The sequence below is a fragment of the Mitsuokella jalaludinii DSM 13811 genome, assembly GCF_000702905.1.
GTDB lineage: Bacteria > Bacillota > Negativicutes > Selenomonadales > Selenomonadaceae > Mitsuokella > Mitsuokella jalaludinii.
Genome location: NZ_JNKR01000003.1, coordinates 54744 through 81718 on the forward strand (window position 1 = coordinate 54744; position 26975 = coordinate 81718).

Here is a 26975-nt window from a genome sequence, read left to right on the forward strand (position 1 = left end):
CATTATAGCATAGAACAGGCCCTTGGTGTATAGGCGAAAGTCAATTTTTATGAAAATATCGTCATTCGCGCGTAAATAATAGGAATTATCGTTTCGGATGATGGAAATCCGAGACAATCTGTTCCATATCGGACGGCAGGGGGGAGCGGACATCGATCATCTCGTTTGTCAGTGGATGGCGGAAGTGGAGCCGCGCGGCGTGCAAGGCCTGCCTCTTTATGCGCGTGAGGCTGCCGCCGTAGAGGTCGTCGCCGAGGAGCGGATGGCCGAGGTGCGCGAGGTGGACGCGGATCTGATGCGTGCGGCCCGTGTCAAGCATGAGGTGGACGAGCGAGAGATGCCCGTCTGTCTGCACGGTGTCGTAATGCGTGCGGGCGGCCTGTCCGTCGGGCGAGACTTTGCGCAGGATGATGCTCGGCAGCGCGCGGGCAATCGGCGCGTCGATGAGCCCCTCAGGCGGTGTGAGCTCGCCCTCAATCAATGCGAGGTACTCGCGGTGGAAGAGCTTGCCTTCGCCGCGGCGCGGCGTCAGCTTGTACTGAACCTGCGGGACCTTGGCGATGAGGACGAGGCCGGATGTGTTGCGGTCGAGCCGGTGCACGGGATGGTAGGCGTGGTGCTCGCCGTGCGCTCTGTACCAATATAATACAGCGTTGCCGAGCGTGCCATGCGCCTCTTTTGTCGTCGGGTGAACGAGCTGCCCCGCCGGCTTGTTGACGACCATCAGGTAGTCGTCCTCGTAGCGGATGTCGAGCGGCAGGTCTTCTGGCTCGATGTCCGACGGCCGCACGATGTCAAACGTTATGATATCGCCCGACCTGACTTCGGTGCGGGCGGCATTGCAGAGGATGCCATTCACACGGAAGGTGCCGGAGTGCTTGATGCGCTTCCACTGGGTGGAGGATATGCCTTCTTTCTGCGTCAGAAAAGCCTTGACGGGCATTCTCGTCAAGGCTTCTGGCAGTTCGACGCGGATCTGCGTCATTCTTTTGTCGTGTCCTTCGAAGAGGCCTGGCCGGTGAGCGGCGCCTTGTCGCCGCGTGCGATGGCGATGAGCCGGAAGGCGAGGGAGAGGATGATGGCGACGACCGTGGCGAGCGACATGCCCTTGAAGCTCACGGTGCCGATCGTCAGGCTGGCCGTCGAGACGCCGATGCCCATGACGATGGACGTCAAGAGGAGGTTCATCGGGTTGTTGTAGTCGACCTTGGCCTCGACGAGGATGCGGATGCCCGAGGCGGCGATGACGCCGAAGAGCAGCATGGAGACGCCGCCCATGACAGGCGTCGGGATGCTCTGGATGAGCGCAGCGAGCTTGCCGAGGCACGAGAGCAGGATGGCGAAGACGGCCGCGCCGCCAATGACCCAGGTCGAGAAGACCTTCGTGATGGCGAGGACGCCGATGTTCTCGCCGTACGTCGTGTTCGGCGTCGAGCCGAAGAAGCCCGAGATGATGGTCGAGAGGCCGTTGCCGAAGATGGAGCGGTCGAGACCGGGATCCTTCGTGAGGTCGTGGCCGACGATGTTGCCCGTGACGATCAGGTGGCCGATGTGCTCGACGATGACGACGAGCGAGGCGGGCAGGATGATGAGGATGGCGCCGAGGTCGAACTTCGGCGTGTAGAACGTCGGCAGGGCGAACCAAGGCGCGCTCTCGACAAGCGTCCAGTCGACGATGCCGCAGATGGCCGCGATGATGTAGCCACTGACGACGCCGATGAGGATCGGGATGATGGAGAGGAAGCCCTTGAAGGCGACGGAGGCGAAGATGGTGATGGCCAGCGTCGCGAGCGAGACGAACATCGCCGTGCTGTCCGCCTTGTCGCCCGTGAGGCCGGCCATGCCCGCGGCTGTCGGCATGAGCTCGAGGCCGATGACGGCGACGATGGCACCCATCGAGGCGGGCGGGAAGATCACATCGATCCAGCCCGTGCCGACGGCGCGCACGAGCAGGCCGACGAGGCAGAAGACGATGCCGACGCAGATGAAGCCGCCGAGGGCTGCCTCATAGCTGTACTGCGCGAGCACGAGGAAGACAGGCGAGAGGAAGGCAAAGCTCGAGCCGAGGTAGGCCGGGATCTTCCCCTTGCAGAGCACGAGGTAGAGGATCGTGCCGATGCCGTTGAACAGGAGGACCGTGGCCGGGTTGATCTTGAAGAGGATCGGTACGAGCACGGTGGAGCCGAACATCGCGAAGAGATGCTGCAGCGAGAGTGGGATCGTCTCGAGAAGCGGCAGCTTCTCTTCGACACCAATGGGACGTTTTTGCAAGATGAGACACTCCTTTCGATTACTATGACTGCTCTTGCGCGTCTAGTCTTATGGATCAATTCATTCCGTATCCAATTTATCATAGGATGGGACAGCTGTCCACTTTTCTTGTTTTCCCTTGAAAAAGCGGAAAATCTTATCATTTACAGGATAATATCTTCTGTTTTTTGCTGAGAATGTAACATGATGACTTTCATATGTGCTTCCCTAGAAAACATTTTTACGCAAAAATCGTGAAAGACGGTAGACAGGCCGCTGAAATTCTTGTATAATATGTCTCGATTAAACACTTTAACAAACAAAACGCCTGCGCTGTCCGTTTATGGCGGATGTGCCGGCAGATGTTTAGGGGGAGAAACATGGCGCTTATTGTAAAGAAATTCGGTGGCAGCTCGGTCGCTACCACAGAGAAAATCATGAATGTAGCGAAGAGAGTGCTCAGCGAGAAGCAGCCGGGCGACCAGATTGTCATGGTCGTATCTGCGATGGGCGACACGACGGATGATCTCATCACCCTGGCCAATGGCATCACGAAGGACCCGTACCAGTACGCGCGAGAGATGGACATGCTGCTGACGACGGGTGAGCAGGTTTCCATCGCGCTGCTCGCGATGGCCTTCAAGTCGCTCGGCCAGCCGGCCATTTCCCTGACGGGGCCGATGGCGGGCATGCGCACGGACTCTGTGCACACGAAGGGCCGCATCAAGGACATCCAGCCGAAGCGCGTCCATGAGGAACTCGACAAGGGCAACATCGTCGTCGTCGCTGGTTTCCAGGGCTCGGACGAGATCGGCGATTTCGTGACGCTCGGCCGCGGTGGCTCGGACACGTCGGCTGTCGCACTGGCCGGTGCACTCAAGGCCGACAGCTGCGAGATCTACACGGACGTCGACGGCGTCTACTCGGCTGACCCTCGCATCGTCAAGAATGCGCGCAAGATGAAGGAGATCACGTATTACGAGATGCTCGAGATGGCGCGCCTCGGCGCCGGCGTCATGCAGCCGCGTTCCGTCGAGATGGGCAAGTATTTCAACATCCCGATTCACGTTCGTTCGACGTTCACGAACAAACCGGGCACGATCATTAGGGAGGATTATACAATGGAAGATAAGGATTTTGTGATCCGCGGTGTCGCACACGATGAGAAGGTAGCAAAGATTGCCGTCCTGGGCATCCCGAACACGCCGGGCATCGCCCATGAGATTTTCTCGGCTCTCGCTGAGGCCAACATCGATGTCGACATGATCGTGCAGAGCATCCGCAACATCGAGAAGAATGTCACGGACATGGTCTTCACGGTGGCGACGGATGACCTGGCGCAGGCCAAGAAGGTCGTCGACAAGGTTGCCGATAAGCTCAACGCCATCGCCGTCCTCATCGAGGAGGATGTCGCGAAAGTCTCGATTGTCGGCGCCGGCATGCTCGGCAACCCGGGCATCGCAGCGCGCATGTTCGGCGCTCTGTCGAAGGCCCAGATCAACATCGATATCATCAGCACGTCGGAGATCAGCATTTCCTGCCTCGTCAAGGGCTCGCAGCTCAAGGATGCAGTCAATGCAATCCACGACGAGTTCTTCCCGGCTAAGGCATAAACATGAGGGAGCCGCTCTTTCGGGGGTGGCTCTTTCTTGTTGACCGCGCGCTGAGATCTTCCGATGCGCGGGGGAATCGAGATGCTGAGAAATATTGTATACGTTTTTTCGGTATATGGACATATGGGTGGAAAACGTTTATGATATACTCATTATATGGATATTGGTTTGTATGGAAGGAAGTTATTTTATGATGACGAGTATGGCGGCTTCGCATGCAGCGAGCAAGAGATTGAAGGATGCGATTTTTGGTGCGAGCGCAGCATGCCGCGAGGCAGCAGAGAAGTATGGCGCCGACAAGGTCACGAATGCGACGATGGGCGTCATGATGGACGAGGACGGCAAGTTCGCGAGCATCCCGACGATGGAGCGCGTCTTCCGCTCGCTGTCCATCGAGGATTACGCGCGCTATGCGCCAATCCCGGGGCTTCCTGAGTACCTCGACGCTGTCATTGACCTGACGTTTGCTGACCAGAAGCCGGAGGGCTACTTCGGTGCCATCGCGACGGCGGGCGGCACGGGTGCCATCCATCACGCTGTGGCTAACTATGCGGAGCGTGGCGATGAAGTCTTGACGGCCGACTGGTTCTGGGGCACCTACAACGTCATCTGCAACGAGTGCGGCTCGCATCTGACGAACTACAAGCTCTTCGATGCGGACAACAATTTCAACATCGAGGACTTCACGGCGAAGGTCGACGCGATCATGGCGAAGCAGGACAGCCTGCTGACGATCATCAACACGCCGGCCCATAACCCGACGGGCTTCAGCCTGACGGAGGAGGACTGGGACAATGTCCTCGACCTCACGAAGAAGTATGCAGCTAAGGGCAAGAAGATGAGCATCCTCGTCGACATCGCCTACATCGATTTCGCCGGCGAGAAGAACGAGACGCGCCGCTTCATGAAGAAGTTCGGCAATCTGCCGAGCAACATTCTCGTCATGTTCGCCTTCTCGATGTCGAAGGGCTACACGGCTTACGGCCAGCGCACGGGTGCACTCGTCGCCGTCTCCTCGAGCCAGGAAGTCATCACGGAGTTCAAGGAAGTCAACAAGTACACGAGCCGCGCGACGTGGTCGAACATCAACCGTGGCGCGATGACGCTGCTCGCCCGCATCCAGCAGGACAAGAGCGCGCTCGCACAGTTCGAGAAAGAGCGCGATGATTACTACAAGATGATCCAGCATCGCGGCAACCTCTTCATGGAAGAGGCGAAGGCATGCGGCCTCAATGCCCTTCCGTACAAGGGCGGCTTCTTCCTCGCCGTGCCGGCGAAGGACCCGCAGGCCGTCTGCGACAAGTTGCACGATGACCTGATCTTCGCAGTACCGCTGAAGCTCGGCGTCCGCATCGCCGCCTGCTCCGTCTCGGCCGAGAAGATGAAGGGCATCGCTCCGAAGGTCCTCAAGGCTCTGCAGGCCGTCGAAGGCTAATTTTCCCGATACGACCGAAAGGCCCGCATCCGCTTTTTGCGGCGGATGTCGGGCCTTTTTTCGCGCGCTTTTTTGTATGCGCTGAAATTTTTTTATTGATGTGTGCCGTGATTGATGTTATAGTTTAATTGTTAAGGTTTGTTAACACTGCACTACAATGCAATAGGTTCGTTTTCGTTCATGATCTAGGAGGACGCAGAAGAAGATGTTTAAGTTCAAGCAGAAGGACAGCGAGTTCTTTGACTTGTTCGTAGAAAGCGCCCAGTATTTCTACCAGGGTGCACTCATGATGGACGAAGTCATGCTGGATTACAGCAAGGCCGCTGACAAGGTGAAGGAAGTTGTTGACCTCGAGCACGCAGCCGATGCCGTAAACGATAAGATCATCGATAAGCTGAATCTGACCTTCATCACGCCGATTGACCGCGAGGATATCTACGCGCTGGCCAATGGCCTCGATGATGGTGTGGACAATCTGCAGGGGACCTTGCAGCGCATCGTGATGTACCGGACGGGCAAGGCGATGAGCGGCGCGGTCACGCTGACGAAGCTGCTTATCGAGAGCACCGAGGAGATTATCCGTGCGTTCTCGCTCTTGAAGAACATCCGCAAGAATCAGGCGCAGATCCTCGAGGCAACCCACAAGATTGGCCGCCTCGAGAGCGAGGGTGACCGCGTCTATCGCCATGAAGTCGCCTACCTCTTCGACAAAGAGAAAGATCCGATCGAGCTCATCAAGTGGAAGGACATCCTCGAGAACCTCGAGAACACGCTCGACCACTGCGAGAAGATTGCAGATATGCTCCGAGGAGTGGTAATGAAGTATGCCTGAACTCCAGCTCTTGATCTTTACAGTCATCGGGCTCGCACTGCTGTTTGACTTCATCAATGGCTTCCACGATACAGCCAATGCCATTGCAACGTCCGTCTCCACGCGAGCTCTCCATCCGAGCCACGCCATCATCATGGCGGCGTTCCTCAACTTTCTCGGTGCCATGTACAGCACGGGCGTCGCGAAGACCATCGGCGCGGACATCGTCAAGTCGGCCCAGCATGTCGACGAACACGTGATCATCGCGGCGCTCATCGGCGCGGTCGTCTGGAACCTCATTACCTGGTGGTTCGCTGTGCCGTCGAGCTCGTCGCATGCGCTCGTCGGCGGTGTCATCGGTGCGGTGCTCGTCTCCGTCGGCTCGGACGGCCTGAACTTCTACGGCATCGGCAAGATCGTGCTCTCGCTGATCGCCTCGCCGATCATCGCCATCGTGACGGGCTGTCTCGTCATGACCGTGCTCTTCCGCATCTTCGGGCGCTTCAGCCCGTCGGCCATCAACGGCAAATTCAAGAAGATGCAGATCCTCTCGGCTGCGATGATGGCCTTCTCGCACGGCTCGAACGATGCGCAGAAGTCGATGGGTATCATCACGCTGGCCCTGCTCTCGGGCGGCTACATCGACGTCTTCGAGGTTCCGACGTACGTCAAGGTCCTCGCGGCGACGGCGATGGCCTGCGGCACGGCCGTCGGCGGCTGGCGCATCATCAAGACGATCGGCGGCAAGATCTTCAAGCTCGAGCCGATTTCGGGCTTCGCTGCTGACCTCAACTCATCGATGGTCATCTTCTCGGCAACGCTCTTGCACCTGCCTGTCTCGACGACGCACGTCGTCTCGGGCTCCATCATGGGCGTCGGCACGGCCAAGCGCGTCAATGCCGTCCGCTGGGGCGTCGCACAGCAGATGGTCACGGCCTGGGTGCTGACAATCCCGTGCACGGCCGTGATGGGCGCCGTTGCCTACCAGTTCGTACTTTGGATCTTCAAATGAGAAATATGAAACCACGTTCCCGATGTTTGGACTGACATTTGAACCGGAACATGTGCTACAATAAGAGTAACACATGTTCCGGTTTTTGTTTCAGAAAGGGTTCAAGAAGGGGGCATTGACATGTTTGTCACGATACGGAAAGAGAGGAATATCCTGCCGGAAGTCATGCCGCGCGACCTCGCAGCGGATTACCAGCAGGAATACGCGAGCCGCATTGTTGCCGTCAAGCTCGACAACACGCTGCACGACCTGCAGACGCCGGTGGGCAAGTCGCGTTCTGTCGAATTTGTCGAGCTCGAGAGCGAAGAGGGCTGGATCATCTACCGGCGTACGGTCGAGTTCCTGTTGATCATGGCCGTGCATGAGCTCTATCCAGAGGCGGAAGTCGCGGCGATGTTCCGCGCCAACAACGGCCTTTACTGCGAGATCAGCGTGCCGGGGAAGCCGCTGACGCCAGAGATGGTCACGGCAATCGAGCGAGAGATGCGCGTCATCGTTCAGGAAAACCGCCCCATCGTCAAGGAGGTCTTCAGCCGCGACGAAGCGGTCAAGCTCTTCAAGGAGACGAAGCAGGTCGAGAAGGCCAATCTCATCGCTTCGCTCAAGCTGCCGAACGTCAGCATCTACCGCTGCGGCGGATACTGCGACTACCTCTACGGTGCGATGATCGGCTCGACGGGCCATCTTGGCAAGTTTGCGCTTGATATTTTTGAGTCCGGCGTCCTCCTGCGCACGCCAGACCTCAAGAGCCGCGGCAGCGTGCCGAAAACCATGCCGCAGCCAAAGCTCTCGGAGGTCTTGACCGAGGCGAAGAACTGGGCCGACATCCTGCGCTGCCGCTATGTCACAGACCTCAACCGGGCCATCCGCACGGGCCGCATCAGCGAGGTCATCCGCGTCTCGGAGGCCCTGCAGGAGAAGCACATCGCCGAGATTGCCGACTACATCGCCAAGCACTGCCGGAAGCTGCGCCTGATCCTCATCGCGGGGCCTTCCTCGTCGGGCAAGACGTCCTTCGCGCAGCGTCTGCGCGTGCAGATGCAGGTCATGGGGTTGCGGCCCGTATCCATCTCGCTCGACAATTACTTTGTCAACCGCGAGGAGACGCCGAAGACACCAGCAGGGGCCTACGATTACGAGTGCCTGGAGGCGCTCGACGTCGGCCTCTTCAACAAGGACATGCTCGCACTGCTCAAGGGGGAGAGCGTCGTGCTGCCGCGTTACAACTTCAAGACGGGTGAACGCGAGTGGGAGGGGCAGGAGCCGCTGACACTCGAGAAGAGCCAGCCCATCATCGTCGAGGGCATTCACGGCCTCAACGAGAAGCTCACGGCGGCCATCCCGCGTGACTACAAGTTCAAGATCTACGTCAGCGCGCTGACGCAGCTCAACATCGATGCCCATAACCGCATTCCGACGACAGATGCGCGCCTCATCCGCCGCCTCGTGCGCGACTACCAGTTCCGCGGCGCGAGCGCGCTGAAGACCCTCAAGCAGTGGCCGGATGTGCGCCAGGGGGAGGAGAAGTACATCTTCCCGTATCAGGAAGAGGCGGACGTCATGTTCAACTCCGCGATGATCTATGAGCTTGCAGCGCTGCGCCGCTACGCCGTGCCGATGCTCGAGGCCGTGACGCCGGATGTGCCGGAGTACACGAAGGCAAGGCGCCTGCTCGACTTCTGCCAGTACTTCCTCGATTTGCCCGATGAGGACGATGTGCCGAATAACTCCATCCTGCGCGAGTTCATCGGCAAGTCTGTGTTCTTCAAGGGAGAAGATCAGGTGTGAATGACAAGAAAGCTGCCCATTGTTCTGGGCAGCTTTTTGTTATCTGATATTTGATGTTGGGGGAGGGGATTATTTGATCTTGTCTACGCCCCAGGCGTGGATGCCGTGCTCGTCGCCGAGGATGGCGGGGTCGAAGGCCGGTTCCTCGTGGCCTTCTTTCTTCTGCTTGACATAGTCGAACAGGGCGATGCGCGCGTACTTGGAGAGGCGGATGACAGCGTAGAGGTTGGTCAGGCACAGGAAGCCCATGAAGAGGTCGGCGAGGTTCCAGACGAGGGAGAGCTCAGCCAGGCAGCCGAAGAAGACCATGATCACGACACCTGCGCGGAAGACGAGCAGGTATTTCCTGGTATTGCCTTCAAAGAAGGCGATGTTGATTTCTCCGTAGTAGTAGTTGCCGACGATGGAACTGAAGGCAAACATCAAAATGAGGATGGAGACAGCTGCCGGTGCCAGCGGCCCGAAGATGCTCGCGAGCGATGCCTGGGCGAGGGCGATGCCGGTGAGCTCGCCGCCGATCGTGTACTGGCCCGTCAAGAGAACGATGAAGGCTGTGGCAGAGCAGACGATCCAGGTGTCAACGTAGACGCCGAAGGCCTGGACGAGGCCCTGCTTGATCGGGTGGGTGACATCGGCCGTCGCTGCGGCATTCGGCACGGAGCCTTCACCGGCCTCGTTGGAGAACAGGCCGCGCTTGACGCCGGTGATGACAGCTGTGCCGAGTCCGCCGCCGACAGCCGCCTGCGGCGAGAAGGCATCGTGGAGGATCAAGGCGAACATCGCCGGGACTTTATCGATGTTGAGCAGGATGATGGCAAAGGCCGTCAAGAGGTAGATGCCAGCCATGATGGGCACGAGGAATTCCGTGAACTTCGCGATGCGCGACATGCCGCCGAAGATGACGAGCGCCGTCAGCACGCAGAGGAAGGCAGCGGAATAGATCGGGGCAATGCCGAAGGCCGTCTGGGCGGACAGCGCAATCGTGTTGGCCTGTACGGATACGTAGATGAGACCGAACGTCACCGAGATCAGGAAGGCGAAGAGCTTGGCTACGCCGGGCTGGCGCAGCGCATTCTTGATGTAGTAGGCCGGGCCGCCGTGGAACTTGCCGTTGCCGCGCGGCAGCTTGTAGATCTGGGCGAGCGTACTCTCAACGAAGCCCGTCGCACAGCCGAGGAAGGCGATGGCCCACATCCAGAAGACGGCGCCGGGGCCGCCCGTGACGATGGCAATCGCGACGCCTGCGATGTTGCCGACGCCGACGCGCGAAGCCGTGCTGACGCAGAAGGCCTGGAAGGAGCTTATCGCATCGCCTTCCGTCTTGTGGCCGATGCCCTCCGTCAGCAGCCGGATCATCTCTGGCAGCATGCGCAGCTGTACGAACCGCGTGGAGAGCGTGAACCAGATGCCGCAGCCGACGAGCACGACGATGAGCACGTAGGACCACAGCACGTTGTTGATGGCGGAGACCACCGCATTCAATGCATCCATAAATCATACCTCACTTTTCTTGATGGATAGATAAATAAAATAAATTCTAATCCATATCATAAATATATACTTATTATAAAGAAATTTTCTACGAGAGTCAAGAAAGAACGAGAATCAGCAAGAAAAAGAGCGAAAGTGTAACAGAAGTCACGGCGGGGGAAACATGTTGCAGGTAGAATATCAAGCATAGCATTCATTCCCCCTTTTTTTACATGGATGAAACCTTGACATAACAGATCTTAACAAACGATTGCCGGGCCATTGTATATGGTATATGCGCCGTTGCATGACTGAGATACAGGAGGACTTTTTATGAGCATGTTTTTAGCCCCCATCCACTTTATGGTATACGGGAAGAATCAGCTGCAGGAGCAGCTCATCGCAGAGATCGCCAAGCGCGCTGCTGCGGAGGGCTGGGCCGAGGCGAGTGCACTTGATGCGTACTGCAGCCGCGAGGACCGCCCGCTCGATGCGATCATCGACGTCTCGAATATCCACGGCTGGCTCTCAAAGAGCATCGCGGATGTCGAGCATCGCCTGGCGGCACTCGTCACGGAGCTCTTGTTCGGCCATCCGGAGCGTCTCGCTGTGCTCGAGGAGCTGGCGTACGAAGTGGGCAGGGAGCAGGCTGCGCCGGCCGATGCTGGGGCGGGCGAGCTCTTCCAGTATTTGACGACACACCTCGTCGACGGCATGCCGTGTGATGGCGTCAACATGATGCGCGACCAGACGGCCGAGACGTTCCGCTGGGATAAGACGGCGGATGTGCACAGCCACTACTGGACGGAAGTCGAAGGCAGCCCCGCCGTCTACCAGGCATTGCGCAGCAGATTCGTCGCGGGCATACTTTCTTCGACCGATTACGAAGTCAGCACGGCCGATGGGATAAGCTTCGTCCTGCAGAAGGCTTGAACGGATGAGCCGCAGCGCATGCTGCGGTTTATTGGTTTAAATGCGCGAAAATAGAGAAACTTTTTAAGAAAACTTCTTCTTTTTGCTGTATTGACGTGGAATTTGTGTTGTGTTATGGTAATCATATCATCAGATCCCGGGTGAAACCGCGAAAAGATAGGAGGTTTTTCCATGAAGAAGATTATCAAGCGCGTATTCAAGTCCTATGCAAACGTAGAGGCTCTGGGCAAAGTCATCAGCTGGAATGCATGATTCTGCCAGATAAAGCGCATATGAAAGAATAGTACGAAATGAGACGGAGAACACGGCGTTCTTCGCCTTTTTTGTATACAATTTATCTACACAAGGTGCAAAGCGTCGAGAAATTTCACGACATCTATTGGTTTTTTCATCAAGCCTTGCTATAATGAAAGAAATAGTTTGTGTGGGGACATTGTTCCACCTGTTACAAACGGTGTTATACTTTTGGACAGTAAACAGTAAGGAGAATGTGTAAATGAAACTCGTAGTAACTGTTGTTGGTAAGGACCGCGTCGGCATCATCGCGATGGTCAGCCAGATCCTTGCCGAGAATAATGTCAACATCCTCAATATCAATCAGAATATCATGGATGGTTTCTTCAACATGGTCATGATTGCGGAGATCAGCGCGAGCAAGATCAATCTCGTAGAGCTGCAGAAGACGCTCAAGGAGAAGGGCAAGGAGATCAATGTCGACATCAAGGCACAGCATGAAGACATCTTCAATGTCATGCACAATGTCTGAGCGGCGTCACTTGTTCCGGATTGGCTTTTTATGACGTTTAGGAGGAAAAGAGCCCTGTGATAACGATAGATGATATTTTAGAAACAAACCGCATGATTACGGAAAACAAGCTCGATGTCCGCACGATCACGATGGGCATCTCGCTGCGCGACTGTGCGCATCCGAATATCGATAAGTTCTGCCAGAACGTGTACGACAAGATCACGAAGTCGGCGGAATTCCTCGTGAAGACGGGCGAGGACATCGAGACGGAGTACGGCATCCCTATCATCCACAAGCGCGTCTCGGTCACGCCGATTGCCATCGCGGCCGATGCCTGCAAGACTGACTCGTACGTGCCGGTCGCTGAGGCGATGGACCGCGCCGCCAAGGAAATCGGCATCAACTTCATCGGCGGCTTCTCGGCACTCGTCGAGAAGGGCTTCACGCACGGCGACCGCGTGCTCATCAACTCGATTCCTCAGGCCCTCGCGACGACGGACCTCGTCTGCTCCTCGGTGAACCTCGGTTCGACGAAGACGGGCATCAACATGGACTGCGTGCGCGAGATGGGCGAAGTCGTCAAGCGCACGGCAGAGCTCACGCGTGACCAGCAGGCGCTCGGCTGCGCGAAACTCGTCATCTTCTGCAACGCGCCGGGAGACAACCCGTTCATGGCGGGCGCCTTCCACGGCGTCAGTGAGGCGGATAAGGTCGTCAGCGTCGGCGTATCGGGGCCAGGCGTCGTCAAGCACGCTCTCGAGGACCTCAAGGGCGCGGACTTCACGGAGATCGCGGAGACGATCAAGCGCACGGCCTTCAAGATCACGCGCGTCGGCCAGCTCGTCGCGCGCGAGGCGTCGAAGCGCCTCGGCGTGCCGTTCGGCATCATCGACCTCTCGCTCGCACCGACGCCGGCTGTCGGCGACAGTGTCGCGCGCATCATCGAGGAGATGGGCATCGAGAGCTGCGGCGCACCGGGCACGACGGCAGCCCTCGCACTGCTCAACGATGCGGTCAAGAAGGGCGGCCTCATGGCCTCCTCGCACGTCGGCGGCCTCTCGGGTGCCTTCATCCCGGTCAGCGAGGACGAGGGCATGATCCATGCAGTCTCTGAGGGCAGCCTCTCCATCGAGAAGCTCGAGGCGATGACCTGCGTCTGCTCGGTCGGCCTCGACATGATCGCCATCGAGGGCGATACGTCGGCTGCGACGATCTCGGGCATCATCGCCGACGAGGCGGCTATCGGCATGATCAACAACAAGACGACGGCTGTCCGCGTCATCCCTGTGCCGGGCAAGAAGGTCGGCGACATGGTCGAGTTCGGCGGACTGCTCGGCTACTGCCCGATCGTGCCGGTGCGCAATCAGTACAGCTCCGAGGCCTTCATCGCGCGCGGCGGTCGCATCCCCGCACCGATCCGCAGCCTGACGAACTGATGCCAGCTGCCGGGCGCTTGTCACTTGCCAGACGCCTGGAATCTGCTATAATAGAATAAATCGTGAAACTCAGAAAGGGCTCAATTCATGGATTGGGCCCTTCCTTTTGCCATTTTTGCCATTTTGCAGAACAGGAAGTGGATTGCATGCGTGTAACGAAGAAGATACGGGAAGAGCAGCTGGCCATCCTCGAGGAGACATACCGCGGGGCAAAGCCGGAACTCATCTTCCATAACCCATTCGAGCTCCTGATTGCCGTCATCCTCTCGGCGCAGTGCACCGACAAGCGTGTCAATGTCACGACGAAGCGTCTTTTCTCGAAAGTAAAGTCGCCGGAGGACATCATGGCGATGGGCCTCGCGGCACTCGAGAATGAGATCCGCGACTGCGGGCTCTTCCGCAACAAGGCCAAGAACATCCTCGCGGCCTGCCAGATGCTCTGCACGGAGTTCGGCGGCCAGGTGCCGGATGATTTTGACGCACTGCAGCGGCTGCCGGGCGTCGGCCGCAAGACAGCCAATGTCGTCATGAGCGTGGCCTTCCATCATCCGGCCATCGCTGTGGACACGCATGTCTTCCGCATCGCGAACCGCCTGCAGCTCGCGACGGGCACGACGCCGCTGGCCGTGGAGCAGGGCCTCATGAAGAACATCCCGAAGGAGAAGTGGTCGGATGCGCATCACTGGCTCATCTGGCACGGCCGCAAGATCTGCAAGGCGAGGAAGCCCGCCTGTGACATCTGCCCGCTCGCGCCCGTCTGCCCGAGCGCAGAGCCGCTCGCCGGCAGCGACACCAAGACCAAGTAAAGGAGAGAGAATATGGAGTACAGGAAGGCAACCTTTGCCGATATTGAGGAGATATACCATCTCGTGAACGACTATGCGACGGACGGTGTCATGCTCGCGCGCTCGCGCAATACGCTCTATGAGACGCTGCGCGACATGATTGTCGCTATCGATGACGAGGGCAAGGTCGTCGGTGTCGGCGGGCTCCACATCATCTGGGACCGCCTTGCCGAGATCCGCACGATGGCCGTGGCGCCTGACATGACGCGCCAGGGCATCGGTGCGGAGATCGTGCGCCGCCTCATCGAGGAAGGCGATGTGTTCGGCGTCGAGAAGTACTTCACGCTGACCTACAAGCCAGGTTTTTTCCAGAAGCTCGGCTTCCAGACGATCACGAAAGAAGAACTGCCGCACAAGGTCTGGAAGGAATGCATCGACTGCCCGAAGTTCCCGAACTGCGATGAGATCGCGATGGTCCGCGTCTGATTGCCGTCTGTGCGATACGCGTAATCGGTGCAATACATGTTTGCGGGGATTGCCTTGATTGTACAATTTTGGGCAATCCTGGCGAGAATGCATTGACATTCTGTAACAAATCTGGTATGGTAGTATACATCAAGTGAAATGCAGAGAATGAGAGAAGTAATCCCATGACTTCCTTGAAGAGAGCGCTGGGCTGGTGTGACAGCGCAGGGAGAGGGGATGAAATACGCTCAGGAGCAGCAGGCTGAAGAGAGTAGGTCCCGCCGGAGCGCCACCGTTACCAGAGGCTAGGGTATGTCAGTATCCGAAGTGAGAGGCTTGCATCGGCAAGCAGGGTGGTACCACGGGTATATCAGCTCGTCCCTGTAGAGGGGCGGGCTTTTTCTATTCTTCGGGGGATTGTCAGGAGGAAATCATTATGATCATTGTCATGAAACCAGATGCCACGAAAGAGAACATCCAGAAAGTCGAGGAGCGCCTGCATCAGGTCGGCCTCAAGGCACATCTGTCGACCGGTGAGGACTGCACGATCATCGGCGTCATCGGCGACCGCAAGAAGATCGCCAACCTCGAGGTCAGCATGCTCGAGGGCGTCGAGAAGACGGTGCGCATCACCGAGAAATACAAGCTCGTCAGCCGTCACTTCCATCCGGAGGACACGATTGTCGATGTCGACGGCGTCAAGATCGGCGGCAAGGAAGTCGTCGTCATGGCCGGCCCGTGCTCGGTCGAGAGCATCGAGCAGCTGCGTGAAGCTGCCAAGGCTGTCAAGGCCGGCGGGGCGAAGTTCCTGCGCGGCGGTGCGTTCAAGCCGCGCACGAGCCCGTACGACTTCCAGGGCCTTGCCGAAGAAGGCCTCAAGATGCTGCGCGAGGTAGCTGATGAAGAAGGCCTCAAGGTCGTCACGGAGATCGTCGACAAGGACGACATCGAGCTCGTCGGCAAGTACGCCGATGTCTACCAGGTCGGCGCGCGCAACATGCAGAACTTCCAGCTCCTCAAAGCGCTCGGCAAGGCCAAGAAGCCGGTCATGCTCAAGCGCGGCCTCGCAGCGACCATCAGCGAGTGGCTCAATGCTGCAGAGTACATCATGGCGGGCGGCAATGATCAGGTCATCTTCTGCGAGCGCGGCATCCGCACCTACGAGACATTCACGCGCAACACGCTGGATCTCAGCGCCGTCGCGGCCATCAAGGAACTCTCGCACCTGCCAATCATCGTCGACCCGAGCCACGGCACGGGCCGCTGGGAGATGGTCCGCCCGATGGCGCGCGCCGCTGTCGCCGCTGGCTGCGACGGCCTGATTATCGAGGTGCACCCGCATCCAGAAGTCGCGCTCTCCGATGGCGACCAGAGCCTCACGCCGAAGAACTTCAATGCCCTGATGGGTGAGCTCGGCAAGATTTGCACAGTCATGGGGCGTACGTTATGAGCCGTCTGAAACTCGCCATCATCGGCGTCGGCCTCATTGGCGGCTCGCTCGGTCTCTGCCTCAAGGACAAGCTCGGCGAGGATATCTACATCACGGGGCTCTGCCGCCATCAGGCCTCGATGGACCGCGCCGTCGCGCTCGGTGCCGTCGACTATGCCTCGGCCGATATCGAGTCGGTCGTTTCCGATGCTGACATCGTCTTTTTGAGCCCGCCTGTCCTGCAGATCGTGCCGATGGTGGAAAAGATCCTGCCGTACCTCAAGAAAGGTTGCATCCTGACGGATGCGGGCAGCACGAAGGGTTACATCTGGCAGCACTTGCAGAAGATCCTGCCAGATGATATCTACTACATCGCCGGCCATCCGATGACGGGCCGCGAGAAGAGCGGTGTCGATGCCGCGATGAAGGACCTCTTTGTTGGCAAGGCATATGTCATCGTCGAGGACACGGGCGCTCCGCCTGAGGCCCACAAGAAGCTCATGAGCGTGCTCAAGTACACGGGCGCGAATTTCACGACGCTCGACATCGCCAAGCACGATCGCTGTGCTTCTGTCATCAGCCACGTGCCGCATGTCACGGCTGCTGCGCTCGTCACTCTGCTCAACCGCTCTGGCGATGACCGCGACTCCTGCATCAAGCTCATCGGCGGCGGCTTCCGCGACACGACGCGCATCGCTTCGTCGAATGCTGACATGTGGGCCGATATCTGCATGACGAACGGCGAGGCCATCGCGAGCGACCTGCGTGAGTTGCAGGCCATCCTCGGCGAGGTCATCACGGCTGTCGAGCATCACGACCGTCAGGCCGTTCACGATTACTTTGCGGCTTCCAAGCAGCTGCGCGATCACCTCCTGCAGGATGCCAGCAAGAAATTCGATCCCAACTGATTTTTCTGCCCATGTGCCGGGATGAGACGCATCCCAGCGCATGGGTATTTCTCTTGCTGACATTATTGTGTTAGCATAGTATAATAAAAATAAACGCATAAGACAGAAGGTGACACACTTAATGAAAGTCGATTTAAAGGAATTAGCAGCGGCCTTTGCTCAGTCCGATGTGCGTCAAGGCTATGTCGACACCGCGGCGGGCAAAGTCATCATGATGGCAGATGACCTCGCCGAGCGCGATGCTATGCACTATGCCATGGTGATGGAAGAGGATTGGGAGCGCTATATCCCCATCCCGAATATCATGGACGGGGATGAGGCGGCGATGATGCGTGCGTTCGCGGAATCGCGCCCGCGCGAAGCGGTCAAAGAGCGCCTGCTCACTGCCCTGCAGGGAGCAGGCGCCGTGACGCGCTTCCGCCATCAGGTCCGCCATCTGCTGCTGAAGCCCGCATGGGAAGCGTTCAAACAGGAGTACCTGATGAAGGCAGCGCGCGACTGGTGTGAGGAAAATGCTGTCGAGTACCGGGAGCCGTGATGGCGTCCCGGTACCCGGTGCGCATAAATAAATGGTAAGTTGTGTAGAATTAGGAGGTCTTTTCTATGTCATTGATCAAGGGATTGCATCATGCGGCACTCAAGTGCAGCTGCCAGGCAGAATTCCAGGAAGCCATCCATTTCTATCGGGATGTCCTCGGGCTGCCCGTCAAGCGCAGCTGGGGTGAGGGCGATGAGGCCGGCATCATGTTTGATACAGGCGCCGGCCTCATCGAGATCTTCGCCCAGGGCGGCGAGAACCATGTTGAGGGATCCGTGCGCCATTTCGCACTCGCTACGGACGATCCGGACGCCTGCGTCAAGGCCGTCCGCGAGGCAGGCTATAAGATTACCGTTGAGCCGAATGATCTGACCATCCCTGCAGAGACGCCGTTCCCTGTCCGCATCGCCTTTGCTGTCGGGCCGTGCGGTGAGACCATCGAGTTCTTCAAGGAATGCTGAGGGAATGGGCGACAATGCGTATCTTTGTCGACACGGATGGCAATAGGCCTGCGCAGGGGGGCGATAAATTCCGGCAAGCGCTCTGCCTGTCTGTATTGCTGATGACCTGCTTGTACACAGGAGCATCCTCGTCAGCTGCTGCGGCACAGGCGATACAGCCGACGAGCCCTGCTCAGAATGCTGCTGCATCTGTGATAGCGGATGAGCGTGACAATGGCCTGAGCCGGGCCGTCCGCGCCCGAGCGGGCCTGAAGAACCGCATCTTCCTCAAGTACCGCGAGATGGCGGTCATCAGCGACGATCAGTACAGGATCACGCAGGCGGCCATCCGCGACAACCGCGCCCATCAGACGCCGCTCCGCACGAGTGAACTGCTCTTCAACAAGTGCATGCACGACGGGCGCTACAGCGAAGCGGCCATCACGGCTTCGCTAGCCGTGCTCGACAGCAGCACACCGGTCGACCGCGCCCGCTTCACGCTCCTGCAGGCAGAGGCGTGCCTTTTGCGCCAGGATGACCTTCATGCCATCATGCCGCTCCTGCAGCAGGCCAGTCGTGAACTCGCCGTTGCGGGCATGCATGATGCGGATTGGCAGCAGGCACAGGCGATGCTCGATGAGATGCAGGCTGACCTGCTGCCAAATTGAACAGTTGGATAATTCTATAGAAGTCGTCATATGCCTTTATGTCTTGCATATGGCGGCTTTTACATTCTGTAGGGAAGATATATCCATCAAGGAGGCGTATGTTTTTGAAGATTTTTGTCGATGCAGATGCCTGTCCGGTCGTGCATCAGATTGAGACTGTAGCGCGGAAATACAATGTGCCCGTTGTGCTGCTCTGCGATACGAATCACATCCTATCATCGGATTACAGCGAGGTCAGGGTTGTCGGGGCTGGTGCGGATGCAGTCGATCTTGCGCTGATCAATCTCTGCCGCGCGGGCGACATCGTGGTGACGCAGGATTATGGCGTGGCAGCGCTTGCGCTCGGCAAGCGGGCCTATGCCGTGCATCAGAACGGTTGGCAGTACACAGAGGAGAACATCGACCGCCTGCTCATGGAACGCCACGTCATGAAGAAGGCGCGGCGCGCTTCGGCAAAGTTCCACGGCAAAGGACCGCACAAGCGCACCGCGGCGGATGACGAGAAGTTTGCGCAGAAATTCGAACGGCTCTTGCAGCTGGTGGCGGCAGCCCGGGCAACGGCTGCAGCCATTGCGGGAAATGCCGTGCGTGAAGATGGTTTGCAAGATGATGCAGATGGTCTATAATGGGAAGAAATGTATTTTGCAAAGGAAACAGGTGAGCATATCATGGAAATGAACGATAAGGCTGAAAAGGCCGTGGCGTATAAACACAAGGACTGCAATTGCGCACAGGCGGTGCTGCTGGCTTTCGCCGATGAGCTCGAAAGGCCGGAGGAGGAGCTCCGGGCGCTCGGCTCGGGCTTTGGCATGGGCATGGGCTGTACGGAGGCGACGTGCGGGGCGCTCTGCGGCGCGAGCATGGTCATGGGCCTCTGCAACAAGAGCGGCAAGCCGACGGCGGCCATCATGCGCGAACTCCTGCACGAGTTCCAGGAAAAAGCCGGTGCCACGATCTGCAAGGACCTCAAGGGCATCGAGACGGGCAGGATGCTCTGCTCCTGTGACGACTGCGTGCGCTATGCCGTGCGCGCGGCAGAGCAGCGTCTTAGATGAGATTTCCTGCTGCGGCAGATTGACAATAGGGACGTCGGTCTGCTATACTGATGTTACAAGCGAATAGCGAAGGGGAGTAACCTCTTTGGTCTGCCGTCAACAAGCATGCCGCGCGAGCGGCTGGTGGTAGCGTTACGGATGTAATAGGTGAGACTTTCGCATGATACCCGGTTCACGGATACCATGCGGAAGTCTCTTTTTGTTTATGGATACCTGGAGAAAGGAATCAATCACATGGAAATCTTATCGATGCAATTCCTCATGGCCCTCGGCACGATCGTCCTGATGGACCTGCTGCTCGGCGGCGACAATGCTGTCGTCATCGCGATGGCGGCGAACAAACTGCCGGAGAATCTGCGCAAGAAGGCGATCCTCATCGGCACGGCCGGTGCCGTCATCATCCGCCTCGTCATGACGCTCGTGGCCGTATGGCTCTTGACCATCCCGTACCTGCAGGCCATCGGCGGCCTGATCCTCTTGCCGATTGCGGTGAAGTTGCTCGTGCCGGAGAAGAAGGACGAGCATGTTGAGGCGTCGGACAGCCTCATGGGTGCCGTGAAGACGATCATCATCGCCGATGCTGCGATGGGTGTCGACAACGTGCTGGCCATCGCCGGTGCGTCGCATGGCAGCTTCGTGCTTGTCGTCTTCGGCTTCCTCGTCAGCATCCCGATCATCGTGGGCGGCAGCACGCTCATCGGCAAGATCATGGACCGCTTTCCCGTCGTGCTCTACGCGGGTGCAGGCCTCTTAGGCTGGACGGCTGGCTCTATGATCGCCCACGACAAGATCCTCGGCACGATGATCACGAGCGCCGTCGGCGACTGGGCAGCCATTGCCATCCAGGCCGTCCTCGCCGTAGGCGTCATCCTCACCGGCTTCTGCATGAGCCGCCGCGCCAAGAGCCAGACGGCTTGAGCCTAGAGAAAAAACCTGCCCTCACCTTGATGGTGAAGGCAGGTTTTTTTATGGCCAGGCGATGCCGTCGCCGTAGAAGTCACTGGGATGATCTGCAGTCTGGACGGTCATGAGGACGGGCATATCGACCTGTGCGGCAATCCACTTCTGCAAGCGGTCGGCTTCTTCTGGGCGGAGCGGCTCTTTGACGATGACTTCGACCATGAAGCGCTTGTGGTCCACTTTGTTCTCCGTTTTTGGCTGATCCTTCTGGGGCGTTACGGATGTCAATGTGCCGCCCTGGATGGACAGGACCTCGGGGAAGAGAAGGGGGGCCTGCTGGGTGAGGAGCTCGATGGTCTGCTGGTCTGCGCTCGCGCGCTTGTAGGCCGGGTAATACTGCGCGGAGAGGTTCTTGTAGGAGACTTCCTTTTCGGAAGTACTCTGCTTCTCGAGCCGCGCATTGATGAGGTTCTGGACTTGCTCGCGGTCGAGTTCGCGCTGCCCCTGAATGACGACGAGCTCGAGGTCTTGGAGCCTGTTGCGCGCGTGCAGTTCGTCCTGAAGGGCATCAATCTCTTTCTCGGTCAGCAGTGTGCCCACGAGATCGACGGTGAGGACGTGGCCCTTTACGGTGTAGGAGACAACGCTCGTTGTCTGGAAGTCCATGTCCTCGCTGATGAAGCTCTTGACCTGCATGTCGCGCAGATTCTCCTCGACCATCTGATAGGCGAGATAGATGCTCGGCGCCGTGATCAAGATGCCGAGAGCCGCCAGGATGATTCGCTGCCGCTGGAATTGTGAGGCTGCGACATCACCATGCGATGGGACGCCGAGGACTTTGAAGACGAGGAAGGCTGCGAGTGCGATGAAGAAGGCATTGATGAAAAAGAGGTACATCGCGCCGAGGAAGAAGGGGTAATGGCCAGATGCCAGCCCGTATCCGGCTGTGCAGAGCGGAGGCATCAGAGCGGTAGCGATGGCTACGCCGGGGATGACATTGCTCTTTTCCTGACGCGTATTGCCGACGGCCCCTGCAATGCCGCCGCACAGGGCGACGATGACATCCCAGATGGTAGGCGAGGTGCGTGCCAGAAGCTCGTCCGTCGAGTAGGCCAGCGGCGAGATGGCAAAGTAGAGGGAGGCCGTCAGGATGGCGAATCCCACCTGGAAGGCGAGCTTGATCATGGACTGACGGATGAAGTGCACATCGTATGTGGCCATGCCGTACCCGATGGCCACGATCCCACCCATGAGCGGGGAGATCAGCATGGCGCCGATGATGACGGCGACGCTGTTCATGTTCAGGCCGACACAGGCAATCATGATGGCCATGACGAGGACGATGAGATTCGTCCCCGATACCGTCGCATCCGCAAGGATGCGCTGGTTGATTTCTTGGATGGAGGCGGCGCCTCCCTTTAGATTGAATAGATCACGCCACATCATTTCATCTCACATCACCTTTCACAGGAGAGATTACGTCTCATCATTCTTCTTGTCGAATAGGTACAGATTATGCTTGCTGTTGGCAATCATGCGGATATAGCGCTCGTACTGGTGCAGGACATCGGTCAGCAGTTCCTCGCGGCGCATGTACTTGAGGCTGTAGCCGCGCCTGCCGTCGGCAAAGTAGCAGACCGGCTCGAAGTCATCTACCGTATCCATCTTCGGGAGGAGGCTGGAGGAGACGACCATCTTGGAGACGGCGTGTTCCTTGCAGCCGACACCGTAAAGGAAGTCGCGGAGACGGCCGCTCTCGACGATGAGTTCGCAGTACGGGAGCCCGTCTTCTTCACCGCTGCGGACCTGCGCCGCAATCCCGTTCTTCGCGAATTCCGCCTGTAGTCCACCAGGCCCAGTACATGATGGTCCAGCTCGTGAACCACTCTTCCTTGGTGCTCTCATAGGCAAAGGTGCGGAAGGACAGCTCTACGATGTGCGTCAAGTAGTAGCCGATGTTCTCGGTAAAAGAAGGCCACGCTGAGGATGTAGATCCAGCTGAAGGAATTGAACAGTTCCTGCTTGAGGAAGGTCATGACGGCCTTCGCGCCCTCAGGCACCACGATGCATCCCAGTGCAACTGATGCAATGATGATAAGACTCGGTATAACGACGTTATATTTATTATAAATAACAAATAATAATATTTTTATTTTTAATAAATTTCGCTGTTCACTCTTTCTCACATCAGGCGCAGCCTGAGCTGCGACGAGCGCTCATCGAAAGAGTTACTACAGCTGGGCGTAACGCTACGCCCTCTATCCCGTCTGCGTTCACATTCGGGAATACTTTTCGCATGATCTGGTAGGCACCATTGACATCGGCATTGATGCGTTGGCCATCGTTTGCCAAGAACAGGCCGCGATGAACCCGGCGTGATTTGTCATAGCAGGCTTTGATCGGGGCCTCGCCATCCAAGAAGGAAGTGCCACTCGTATAGTTCTCCTCAGTCAGCACGACCTTCATGCCGATTGACTCGGCCTTGTACTGCAGCATCTGGATGAAGCGGGCGAAAGGCAGCTGCACAAAGCTCTGGTTGACCCTGTGGCCGAGGTTCGCTTCCTGTTTCCAGCCCTTGTTCTTGCCGATGACCAGCACCGACACATCCTGTTCTGTGCACAAGTCGATGACCTTGCGGCTTGCCTTATGCAAGTAATCCTCAACCTTGCGATTCCGCTTCGCTGTGAGCCGCGCGATTCGCTTCGATGAATGGCATCCATTCATCCGCTCACAGATGCTCCTGCGCTTGGCCATCTGCTTGTTGTAGTACTGGTTGACTGACTTGAGAGGCGTCCCCTTGAAAAGGACAGGGCGTTTGCCTGTATTCCATGCCAGCGCCACGAGATTGTCGATGCCGATGTCGATAGCGGCATATTTTCCATTGTCCGCTTTCTCATCGACCTCTGGAATCTCATAGACGAGTTCCAGATCGATTTCCCCGCCATGCGGGATGATGCGTGCCTGCTTGAACACAGCATCTGGCTGACTAGAGAAGATGGTCTTTACCGTGAATCCTTGAAAGACTCTTGGAAAGCGAATGACTCCGTCCTTGAGCTTGCAGTTCTGGTTCGTCAGGACCAACGGGAAATAGCCGTCCTTCGGTTTGTACTTCGGCAGTTTAGGACGTCCCTTGTACTTCTCGGGATGGGCCTTCCAGTCCTTGATGGCCGCGAAGAACGATGCCCAGTTCTTGTCCAAGATACGCAGCGTCTGCTGTGCCGTCTGTGCAGTCGGCATTTCCCGATAGTCGGGGTACTTTACGTCAGCCTTCAGCAAGCGGTCGACTTCGCCATAGCGCAGCCATTTGCTATCCTCGAGGAACGCCTGACGGATCAGGAAGTTTCCATGATTGTAGAGGTTCTTGGAACGATGGCAGAATTCGCGCAGCATGGCGTAGAACGGCGACGATGGTTTAAGCCGGTGGTGTTCCACTCGTTTCATCATCCGCTATCGCCTCCTTGATTGATGGTATAGCCATTTGCAAAGCAGAACTGCTTGAGCAGCTGGATCTGGTTTTTGAGGTCAGCCTTCTGCTTTGGCGTAGAGACACTGGCATAGATGTAGGTTTTGCGCTGCATGTCTTTGTTGAGGAACTTGTAGACATCTTCCTCGTTGTAGTCGTAGTGGCTGTTCGGCATGACATGGACACGGATAATCCCTGTCTTGACATACTTCGTGAGCGTCGGCCTAGAAACCTGCAAGATGTGAAGAACATCTTTAGCAAACATATGGAAATCACCTTTTTCTATAGATAATTATAACGTGTTTTAATATAATAACCTATATATTTTGTGAGGTTGATTTTATATTTTTACTATATTTTTCTGTAAATTTGTCCGATACAATAAAAAGCCCCCTTATAAAGAAATAGACGGAGCCTGTCGGTGAACAGACTCCGCCTTGTAATCCAATATGTTTTTTCTATTATATCAGATTTACAGTTTAAATGCAAATTCTCACATCCATCGGATACACTGTACTGGTTTGATGTCTTGGTTTTTTATCCCCGATGTGATAGACTTCGGTATGAGATAGATCCAAGTGATCGTATTTTGGGAGGGTGACGATGAAAAAGGTGCGGATTACGGTGATGCGCAAGGCCTGCTATGAGGATCTCATGGCGAAGTACGAGAATCCGATGGAGGATGCCTGCGCGATGGAGGAAGGGCAGGTATTCATCGCGAATGGCTGGCAGCGGCCGGAAGGGCTCTGCGAGAGTGCCTGGGAGACGATGTCGCCGTTCGTCATGGGACTCGCGCACGGTGCGGAAGATTTCTATGAGGGATGGATGAAGAATCCCCGTTCCGCGATGCTTTCGTGCAACGATGGCTTTCGCCCGGTGAGCTTCCTGTTGGAAGCATTGGATGAAGACGCTGAGAAATGAGGGATAGATATATGGAACATCTTTCCTGGCCGGACGGCAGGCAGCGCTGCTTCTGGGCCAATCCAAAGAATGAACGCTATGTCCGCTATCACGACGAGGAATGGGGCAGGCCTGTGCATGACGATGGAAAGCTCTTTGAGATGCTGCTCTTAGAATGCTTCCAGGCCGGTCTTTCGTGGGAATGCGTCCTAAACAAGCGCGAGGGGTTCCGACGCGCTTTCGCAGACTTCCATCTGGAAAAGGTCTGTGCATTTACGGCAATGGATGTCGAGCGACTGATGCAAGATGATGCCATCATCCGCCATCGCCGCAAGATCGAGGCGGCCGTAGGGAATGCGCGCGTTTTCCGGGAAATCCAGCGGGAGTATGGCAGCTTTGACTGCTATCTCTGGCGGTGGACGGAAGGAAAAACTGTGCACGAGTGCGGCCTGACTACCTCGCCGCTATCCGATGCCTTGGCCAAAGACCTAAAGAAGCGCGGCATGAAGTTCGTCGGCTCGACCACGATCTGCTCGTACCTGCAGGCCGTCGGCGTCATCGAGTCACATGAACCCGGCTGCTTTCTTTCTGGAACCTGTCTTTCGGTATGAGCTGCATGACGGGGAGAGAATTTTGCATGAGGATGGAGATTGTTCTCCGGGTGTGGTAGAATCTATAGGTAATCCATACAATGTCATGTATTTGTGAAGGGGAATCATCATGAAGAAAATCAGTACATGCTTACTGGCGCTGCTCCTGCTGGTGGCGTCGATCTCGGTCACGCAGGCGGCGGGGCTCAATGAATTGACGGAGACAAAGGTGCAGCTGGAGGACAGCCTGGATGCGGACGGCTTCGCTGCGGCCTACAACAAGATCAGTGCCTACCCGATCGCGGGCGACTTGACGAAGCGCGTGCAGGGGAACTACATCTCGTACTTTGCCGGGATCGATGCGGGCACGGTCATGATTCTCAATGCGAACCAGGCCGGCCGCCTCTCGAACATCGTCATCGCGCATCACGGTGCCATCAATGCGGCGGAGCAGGAGAAGCTGCGCGTCGTCTTTGACTGCACGCTGACGGCACTGGGACTCAAGGCCGACGAGAACAATCTCTTCTTTGCGAATCAGGCCTTCGACCGCCTCGCCCTGACGAATGACACTCTGCTGGCCGCCCGCCTACCGCGTGAGGAGACGCAGCGCACGTGGACGTTCCTCAAGGCGGTCAATCCGGAGAAGCAGGTCACGACGATCCTGATTGAAGCCGTTGTGGACCAGAATCCATGAGCAGCATGCATAGGGGAGAGGAGAAAGAAGCGATGCAGGTGGACTGGTCGCACTTCACGCTGGCCGACTTTCTGGAGCTGCGCTGGCGCCTGCTGAATGACTGGCAGGCTGTCCTTCCGGGCGGCGAGTACTTCGGCCAGGTGCGCATCGGCGATGTCTGCTACGATATCCAGATCGAGTGGCTGACTGAAGATGAGCCGGATACAGGCGATGCATCGGGTGATAAAGCAGCGGTCAGCCCTGAGCAAGACGATGATACTGAGGAAGCGGATATCGATGACCTGGAAGACTGGAATGAACTCGGCGATAGCGTCAACGGCATGGAGCTCATGGTCACGATGAGCCCGTTCTTCCCGCATGATGAAGATGAGGCTGAACCGCCCTACGATGAGCTTGTACCCGGCATGCCCTACGACACGCAGCACGGCGCGAGCCTTATCGACAGCCGCAGGCATTTCCTGCAGCTGACCTACGAGAGCTTCGTCGAGCTTGCCGAGCGCAGCATACTGGAGATTATCGCCAGCTTCCCGCGCCTCCAAGCCGCGGCCATGCAGCAGACCGGCTTCTGGGACCGCCATGACGCCATCCTCTGCAAGCTGTGGGAACGCGATGAGGAAGGGCGGTGAGCGCCTAAAAGATCCGCG

Annotated in this window: 29 protein-coding genes, 1 pseudogene and 1 other annotated feature; of the genes and pseudogenes, 22 read left to right on the top strand and 8 right to left on the bottom strand. The window is 57.4% G+C overall.

Annotation, left to right across the window (positions count from 1 at the left end; translation table 11 throughout):
* Positions 1-85: 85 nt before the first annotated feature.
* Together T518_RS03490 and uraA are read right to left on the bottom strand one after the other, a co-directional pair.
* Entirely contained in the window at positions 86-985 is a 900-nt protein-coding gene (locus T518_RS03490; RefSeq protein WP_036375254.1) for an RluA family pseudouridine synthase, read from the bottom strand.
* Positions 982-2271: a uracil permease gene (gene uraA, locus T518_RS03495; protein ID WP_036375257.1), complete on the bottom strand. Its 1290-nt coding sequence runs from the start codon at positions 2269-2271 to the stop codon at positions 982-984. The genes T518_RS03490 and uraA overlap by 4 nt, the downstream gene beginning before the upstream one ends.
* A 359-nt stretch (positions 2272-2630) precedes the next feature.
* Here uraA and T518_RS03500 point away from each other — a divergent pair, with 359 nt between their 5' ends.
* The 5 genes from T518_RS03500 (at position 2631) to T518_RS03520 (ending at position 8909) form a co-directional block, all read left to right on the top strand.
* Positions 2631-3863: an aspartate kinase gene (locus T518_RS03500; RefSeq protein ID WP_036375260.1), complete on the top strand. Its 1233-nt coding sequence runs from the start codon at positions 2631-2633 to the stop codon at positions 3861-3863.
* Between the two features lie 190 nt (positions 3864-4053).
* The gene (locus tag T518_RS03505) at positions 4054-5298 is read left to right on the top strand and encodes an aminotransferase class I/II-fold pyridoxal phosphate-dependent enzyme (RefSeq protein ID WP_036375263.1); all 1245 of its coding nucleotides are present in this window, start codon (positions 4054-4056) and stop codon (positions 5296-5298) included.
* Positions 5299-5503: 205 nt separating this feature from the next.
* Positions 5504-6130, top strand: a complete 627-nt coding sequence (locus tag T518_RS03510; protein WP_005839353.1) for a DUF47 domain-containing protein — start codon at positions 5504-5506, stop codon at positions 6128-6130.
* Complete coding sequence (locus T518_RS03515; RefSeq protein WP_036375275.1) at positions 6123-7121, top strand: inorganic phosphate transporter; 999 nt, start codon at positions 6123-6125, stop codon at positions 7119-7121. Before T518_RS03510 ends, T518_RS03515 begins: the two co-directional genes overlap by 8 nt.
* 120 nt (positions 7122-7241) lie before the next feature.
* Positions 7242-8909 carry a nucleoside kinase gene (locus T518_RS03520; RefSeq protein ID WP_036375278.1) on the top strand — a complete coding sequence of 556 codons (1668 nt, stop codon included), beginning with the start codon at positions 7242-7244 and terminating at the stop codon, positions 8907-8909.
* A 69-nt stretch (positions 8910-8978) separates the two neighbouring features.
* Here the strand turns inward: T518_RS03520 and T518_RS03525 are convergent, their stop codons facing one another.
* Positions 8979-10400, bottom strand: a complete 1422-nt coding sequence (locus T518_RS03525) for an alanine/glycine:cation symporter family protein (protein WP_036375281.1) — start codon at positions 10398-10400, stop codon at positions 8979-8981.
* Between the two features lie 312 nt (positions 10401-10712).
* Between T518_RS03525 and T518_RS03530 the strand changes: the two genes are divergently transcribed.
* The 13 genes from T518_RS03530 (at position 10713) to T518_RS03590 (ending at position 20702) form a co-directional block, all read left to right on the top strand.
* Positions 10713-11312: a hypothetical protein gene (locus T518_RS03530; protein WP_036375283.1), complete on the top strand. Its 600-nt coding sequence runs from the start codon at positions 10713-10715 to the stop codon at positions 11310-11312.
* A gap of 496 nt (positions 11313-11808) precedes the next feature.
* Complete coding sequence (locus T518_RS03535; protein ID WP_036375285.1) at positions 11809-12078, top strand: ACT domain-containing protein; 270 nt, start codon at positions 11809-11811, stop codon at positions 12076-12078.
* Positions 12079-12134: 56 nt separating this feature from the next.
* Entirely contained in the window at positions 12135-13496 is a 1362-nt protein-coding gene (locus T518_RS03540) for a PFL family protein (protein WP_036375288.1), read from the top strand.
* Between the two features lie 146 nt (positions 13497-13642).
* A complete protein-coding gene (gene nth / locus T518_RS03545; protein ID WP_036375291.1) occupies positions 13643-14302 on the top strand; it encodes an endonuclease III in 660 nt (219 codons plus the stop codon).
* Positions 14303-14314: 12 nt separating this feature from the next.
* Entirely contained in the window at positions 14315-14767 is a 453-nt protein-coding gene (locus tag T518_RS03550; RefSeq protein WP_036375293.1) for an N-acetyltransferase, read from the top strand.
* A 134-nt stretch (positions 14768-14901) separates the two neighbouring features.
* Positions 14902-15132: a binding site (T-box leader), on the top strand.
* A gap of 50 nt (positions 15133-15182) precedes the next feature.
* Positions 15183-16196, top strand: a complete 1014-nt coding sequence (aroF, locus tag T518_RS03555) for a 3-deoxy-7-phosphoheptulonate synthase (protein WP_036375295.1) — start codon at positions 15183-15185, stop codon at positions 16194-16196.
* Positions 16193-17083: a prephenate dehydrogenase gene (locus T518_RS03560; protein ID WP_036375297.1), complete on the top strand. Its 891-nt coding sequence runs from the start codon at positions 16193-16195 to the stop codon at positions 17081-17083. The genes aroF and T518_RS03560 overlap by 4 nt, the downstream gene beginning before the upstream one ends.
* A gap of 121 nt (positions 17084-17204) precedes the next feature.
* Positions 17205-17621 (top strand): UPF0158 family protein, encoded by a 417-nt coding sequence (locus T518_RS03565; RefSeq protein ID WP_036375299.1) that lies wholly within the window; start codon positions 17205-17207, stop codon positions 17619-17621.
* A 65-nt stretch (positions 17622-17686) separates the two neighbouring features.
* On the top strand, positions 17687-18082 hold the full coding sequence (locus tag T518_RS03570; RefSeq protein ID WP_036375301.1) for a VOC family protein: 396 nt from the start codon (positions 17687-17689) through the stop codon (positions 18080-18082).
* A gap of 101 nt (positions 18083-18183) precedes the next feature.
* Positions 18184-18729 (top strand): hypothetical protein, encoded by a 546-nt coding sequence (locus T518_RS03575; RefSeq protein WP_162177197.1) that lies wholly within the window; start codon positions 18184-18186, stop codon positions 18727-18729.
* Positions 18730-18833: 104 nt separating this feature from the next.
* Positions 18834-19355, top strand: a complete 522-nt coding sequence (locus T518_RS03580) for a YaiI/YqxD family protein (protein WP_081828405.1) — start codon at positions 18834-18836, stop codon at positions 19353-19355.
* A gap of 42 nt (positions 19356-19397) precedes the next feature.
* Positions 19398-19784: a C-GCAxxG-C-C family protein gene (locus T518_RS03585; protein ID WP_036375304.1), complete on the top strand. Its 387-nt coding sequence runs from the start codon at positions 19398-19400 to the stop codon at positions 19782-19784.
* A gap of 234 nt (positions 19785-20018) precedes the next feature.
* Positions 20019-20702 carry a TerC family protein gene (locus T518_RS03590; RefSeq protein WP_036375308.1) on the top strand — a complete coding sequence of 228 codons (684 nt, stop codon included), beginning with the start codon at positions 20019-20021 and terminating at the stop codon, positions 20700-20702.
* A gap of 48 nt (positions 20703-20750) precedes the next feature.
* Here the strand turns inward: T518_RS03590 and T518_RS03595 are convergent, their stop codons facing one another.
* The 5 genes and pseudogenes from T518_RS03595 to T518_RS03615 form a co-directional block, all read right to left on the bottom strand.
* A complete protein-coding gene (locus T518_RS03595) occupies positions 20751-22130 on the bottom strand; it encodes a DUF389 domain-containing protein (protein ID WP_036375310.1) in 1380 nt (459 codons plus the stop codon).
* Positions 22131-22160: 30 nt separating this feature from the next.
* On the bottom strand, positions 22161-22349 hold the full coding sequence (locus T518_RS12435; RefSeq protein WP_278741924.1) for a hypothetical protein: 189 nt from the start codon (positions 22347-22349) through the stop codon (positions 22161-22163).
* A 127-nt stretch (positions 22350-22476) separates the two neighbouring features.
* Positions 22477-22629, bottom strand: a complete 153-nt coding sequence (locus tag T518_RS12440; RefSeq protein ID WP_353936033.1) for a hypothetical protein — start codon at positions 22627-22629, stop codon at positions 22477-22479.
* Between the two features lie 242 nt (positions 22630-22871).
* Entirely contained in the window at positions 22872-24128 is a 1257-nt protein-coding gene (locus T518_RS03610; protein WP_036375318.1) for an RNA-guided endonuclease InsQ/TnpB family protein, read from the bottom strand.
* A gap of 17 nt (positions 24129-24145) precedes the next feature.
* Positions 24146-24412: pseudogene (locus T518_RS03615) on the bottom strand (IS607 family transposase); the annotation flags it as partial.
* A gap of 338 nt (positions 24413-24750) precedes the next feature.
* Here T518_RS03615 and T518_RS03620 point away from each other — a divergent pair.
* The 4 genes from T518_RS03620 to T518_RS03635 all read left to right on the top strand — a co-directional run bounded on the left by T518_RS03620 (position 24751) and on the right by T518_RS03635 (position 26957).
* Entirely contained in the window at positions 24751-25068 is a 318-nt protein-coding gene (locus T518_RS03620) for a TIGR04076 family protein (RefSeq protein WP_036375321.1), read from the top strand.
* A gap of 11 nt (positions 25069-25079) precedes the next feature.
* Positions 25080-25658 carry a DNA-3-methyladenine glycosylase I gene (locus tag T518_RS03625; RefSeq protein WP_036375487.1) on the top strand — a complete coding sequence of 193 codons (579 nt, stop codon included), beginning with the start codon at positions 25080-25082 and terminating at the stop codon, positions 25656-25658.
* 109 nt (positions 25659-25767) lie between these two features.
* Positions 25768-26331, top strand: coding sequence for a hypothetical protein (locus tag T518_RS03630; RefSeq protein ID WP_036375323.1), 564 nt, complete (start codon positions 25768-25770; stop codon positions 26329-26331).
* 5 nt (positions 26332-26336) lie between these two features.
* Positions 26337-26957 (top strand): hypothetical protein, encoded by a 621-nt coding sequence (locus tag T518_RS03635; protein ID WP_162177199.1) that lies wholly within the window; start codon positions 26337-26339, stop codon positions 26955-26957.
* Positions 26958-26975 lie beyond the last annotated feature (18 nt).

Coding starts and splice junctions, on each gene's coding strand:
- T518_RS03490 (WP_036375254.1), bottom strand. CDS start 985: ATGACGCAGATCCGCGTCGAACTGCCAGAAGCCTTGACGAGAATGCCC.
- T518_RS03500 (WP_036375260.1), top strand. CDS start 2,631: ATGGCGCTTATTGTAAAGAAATTCGGTGGCAGCTCGGTCGCTACCACA.
- T518_RS03505 (WP_036375263.1), top strand. CDS start 4,054: ATGATGACGAGTATGGCGGCTTCGCATGCAGCGAGCAAGAGATTGAAG.
- T518_RS03510 (WP_005839353.1), top strand. CDS start 5,504: ATGTTTAAGTTCAAGCAGAAGGACAGCGAGTTCTTTGACTTGTTCGTA.
- T518_RS03515 (WP_036375275.1), top strand. CDS start 6,123: ATGCCTGAACTCCAGCTCTTGATCTTTACAGTCATCGGGCTCGCACTG.
- T518_RS03520 (WP_036375278.1), top strand. CDS start 7,242: ATGTTTGTCACGATACGGAAAGAGAGGAATATCCTGCCGGAAGTCATG.
- T518_RS03525 (WP_036375281.1), bottom strand. CDS start 10,400: ATGGATGCATTGAATGCGGTGGTCTCCGCCATCAACAACGTGCTGTGG.
- T518_RS03530 (WP_036375283.1), top strand. CDS start 10,713: ATGAGCATGTTTTTAGCCCCCATCCACTTTATGGTATACGGGAAGAAT.
- T518_RS03535 (WP_036375285.1), top strand. CDS start 11,809: ATGAAACTCGTAGTAACTGTTGTTGGTAAGGACCGCGTCGGCATCATC.
- nth (WP_036375291.1), top strand. CDS start 13,643: ATGCGTGTAACGAAGAAGATACGGGAAGAGCAGCTGGCCATCCTCGAG.
- T518_RS03550 (WP_036375293.1), top strand. CDS start 14,315: ATGGAGTACAGGAAGGCAACCTTTGCCGATATTGAGGAGATATACCAT.
- aroF (WP_036375295.1), top strand. CDS start 15,183: ATGATCATTGTCATGAAACCAGATGCCACGAAAGAGAACATCCAGAAA.
- T518_RS03560 (WP_036375297.1), top strand. CDS start 16,193: ATGAGCCGTCTGAAACTCGCCATCATCGGCGTCGGCCTCATTGGCGGC.
- T518_RS03565 (WP_036375299.1), top strand. CDS start 17,205: ATGAAAGTCGATTTAAAGGAATTAGCAGCGGCCTTTGCTCAGTCCGAT.
- T518_RS03570 (WP_036375301.1), top strand. CDS start 17,687: ATGTCATTGATCAAGGGATTGCATCATGCGGCACTCAAGTGCAGCTGC.
- T518_RS03575 (WP_162177197.1), top strand. CDS start 18,184: ATGACCTGCTTGTACACAGGAGCATCCTCGTCAGCTGCTGCGGCACAG.
- T518_RS03585 (WP_036375304.1), top strand. CDS start 19,398: ATGGAAATGAACGATAAGGCTGAAAAGGCCGTGGCGTATAAACACAAG.
- T518_RS03590 (WP_036375308.1), top strand. CDS start 20,019: ATGGAAATCTTATCGATGCAATTCCTCATGGCCCTCGGCACGATCGTC.
- T518_RS03595 (WP_036375310.1), bottom strand. CDS start 22,130: ATGATGTGGCGTGATCTATTCAATCTAAAGGGAGGCGCCGCCTCCATC.
- T518_RS12435 (WP_278741924.1), bottom strand. CDS start 22,349: ATGGATACGGTAGATGACTTCGAGCCGGTCTGCTACTTTGCCGACGGC.
- T518_RS03610 (WP_036375318.1), bottom strand. CDS start 24,128: ATGATGAAACGAGTGGAACACCACCGGCTTAAACCATCGTCGCCGTTC.
- T518_RS03620 (WP_036375321.1), top strand. CDS start 24,751: ATGAAAAAGGTGCGGATTACGGTGATGCGCAAGGCCTGCTATGAGGAT.
- T518_RS03625 (WP_036375487.1), top strand. CDS start 25,080: ATGGAACATCTTTCCTGGCCGGACGGCAGGCAGCGCTGCTTCTGGGCC.
- T518_RS03630 (WP_036375323.1), top strand. CDS start 25,768: ATGAAGAAAATCAGTACATGCTTACTGGCGCTGCTCCTGCTGGTGGCG.
- T518_RS03635 (WP_162177199.1), top strand. CDS start 26,337: ATGCATAGGGGAGAGGAGAAAGAAGCGATGCAGGTGGACTGGTCGCAC.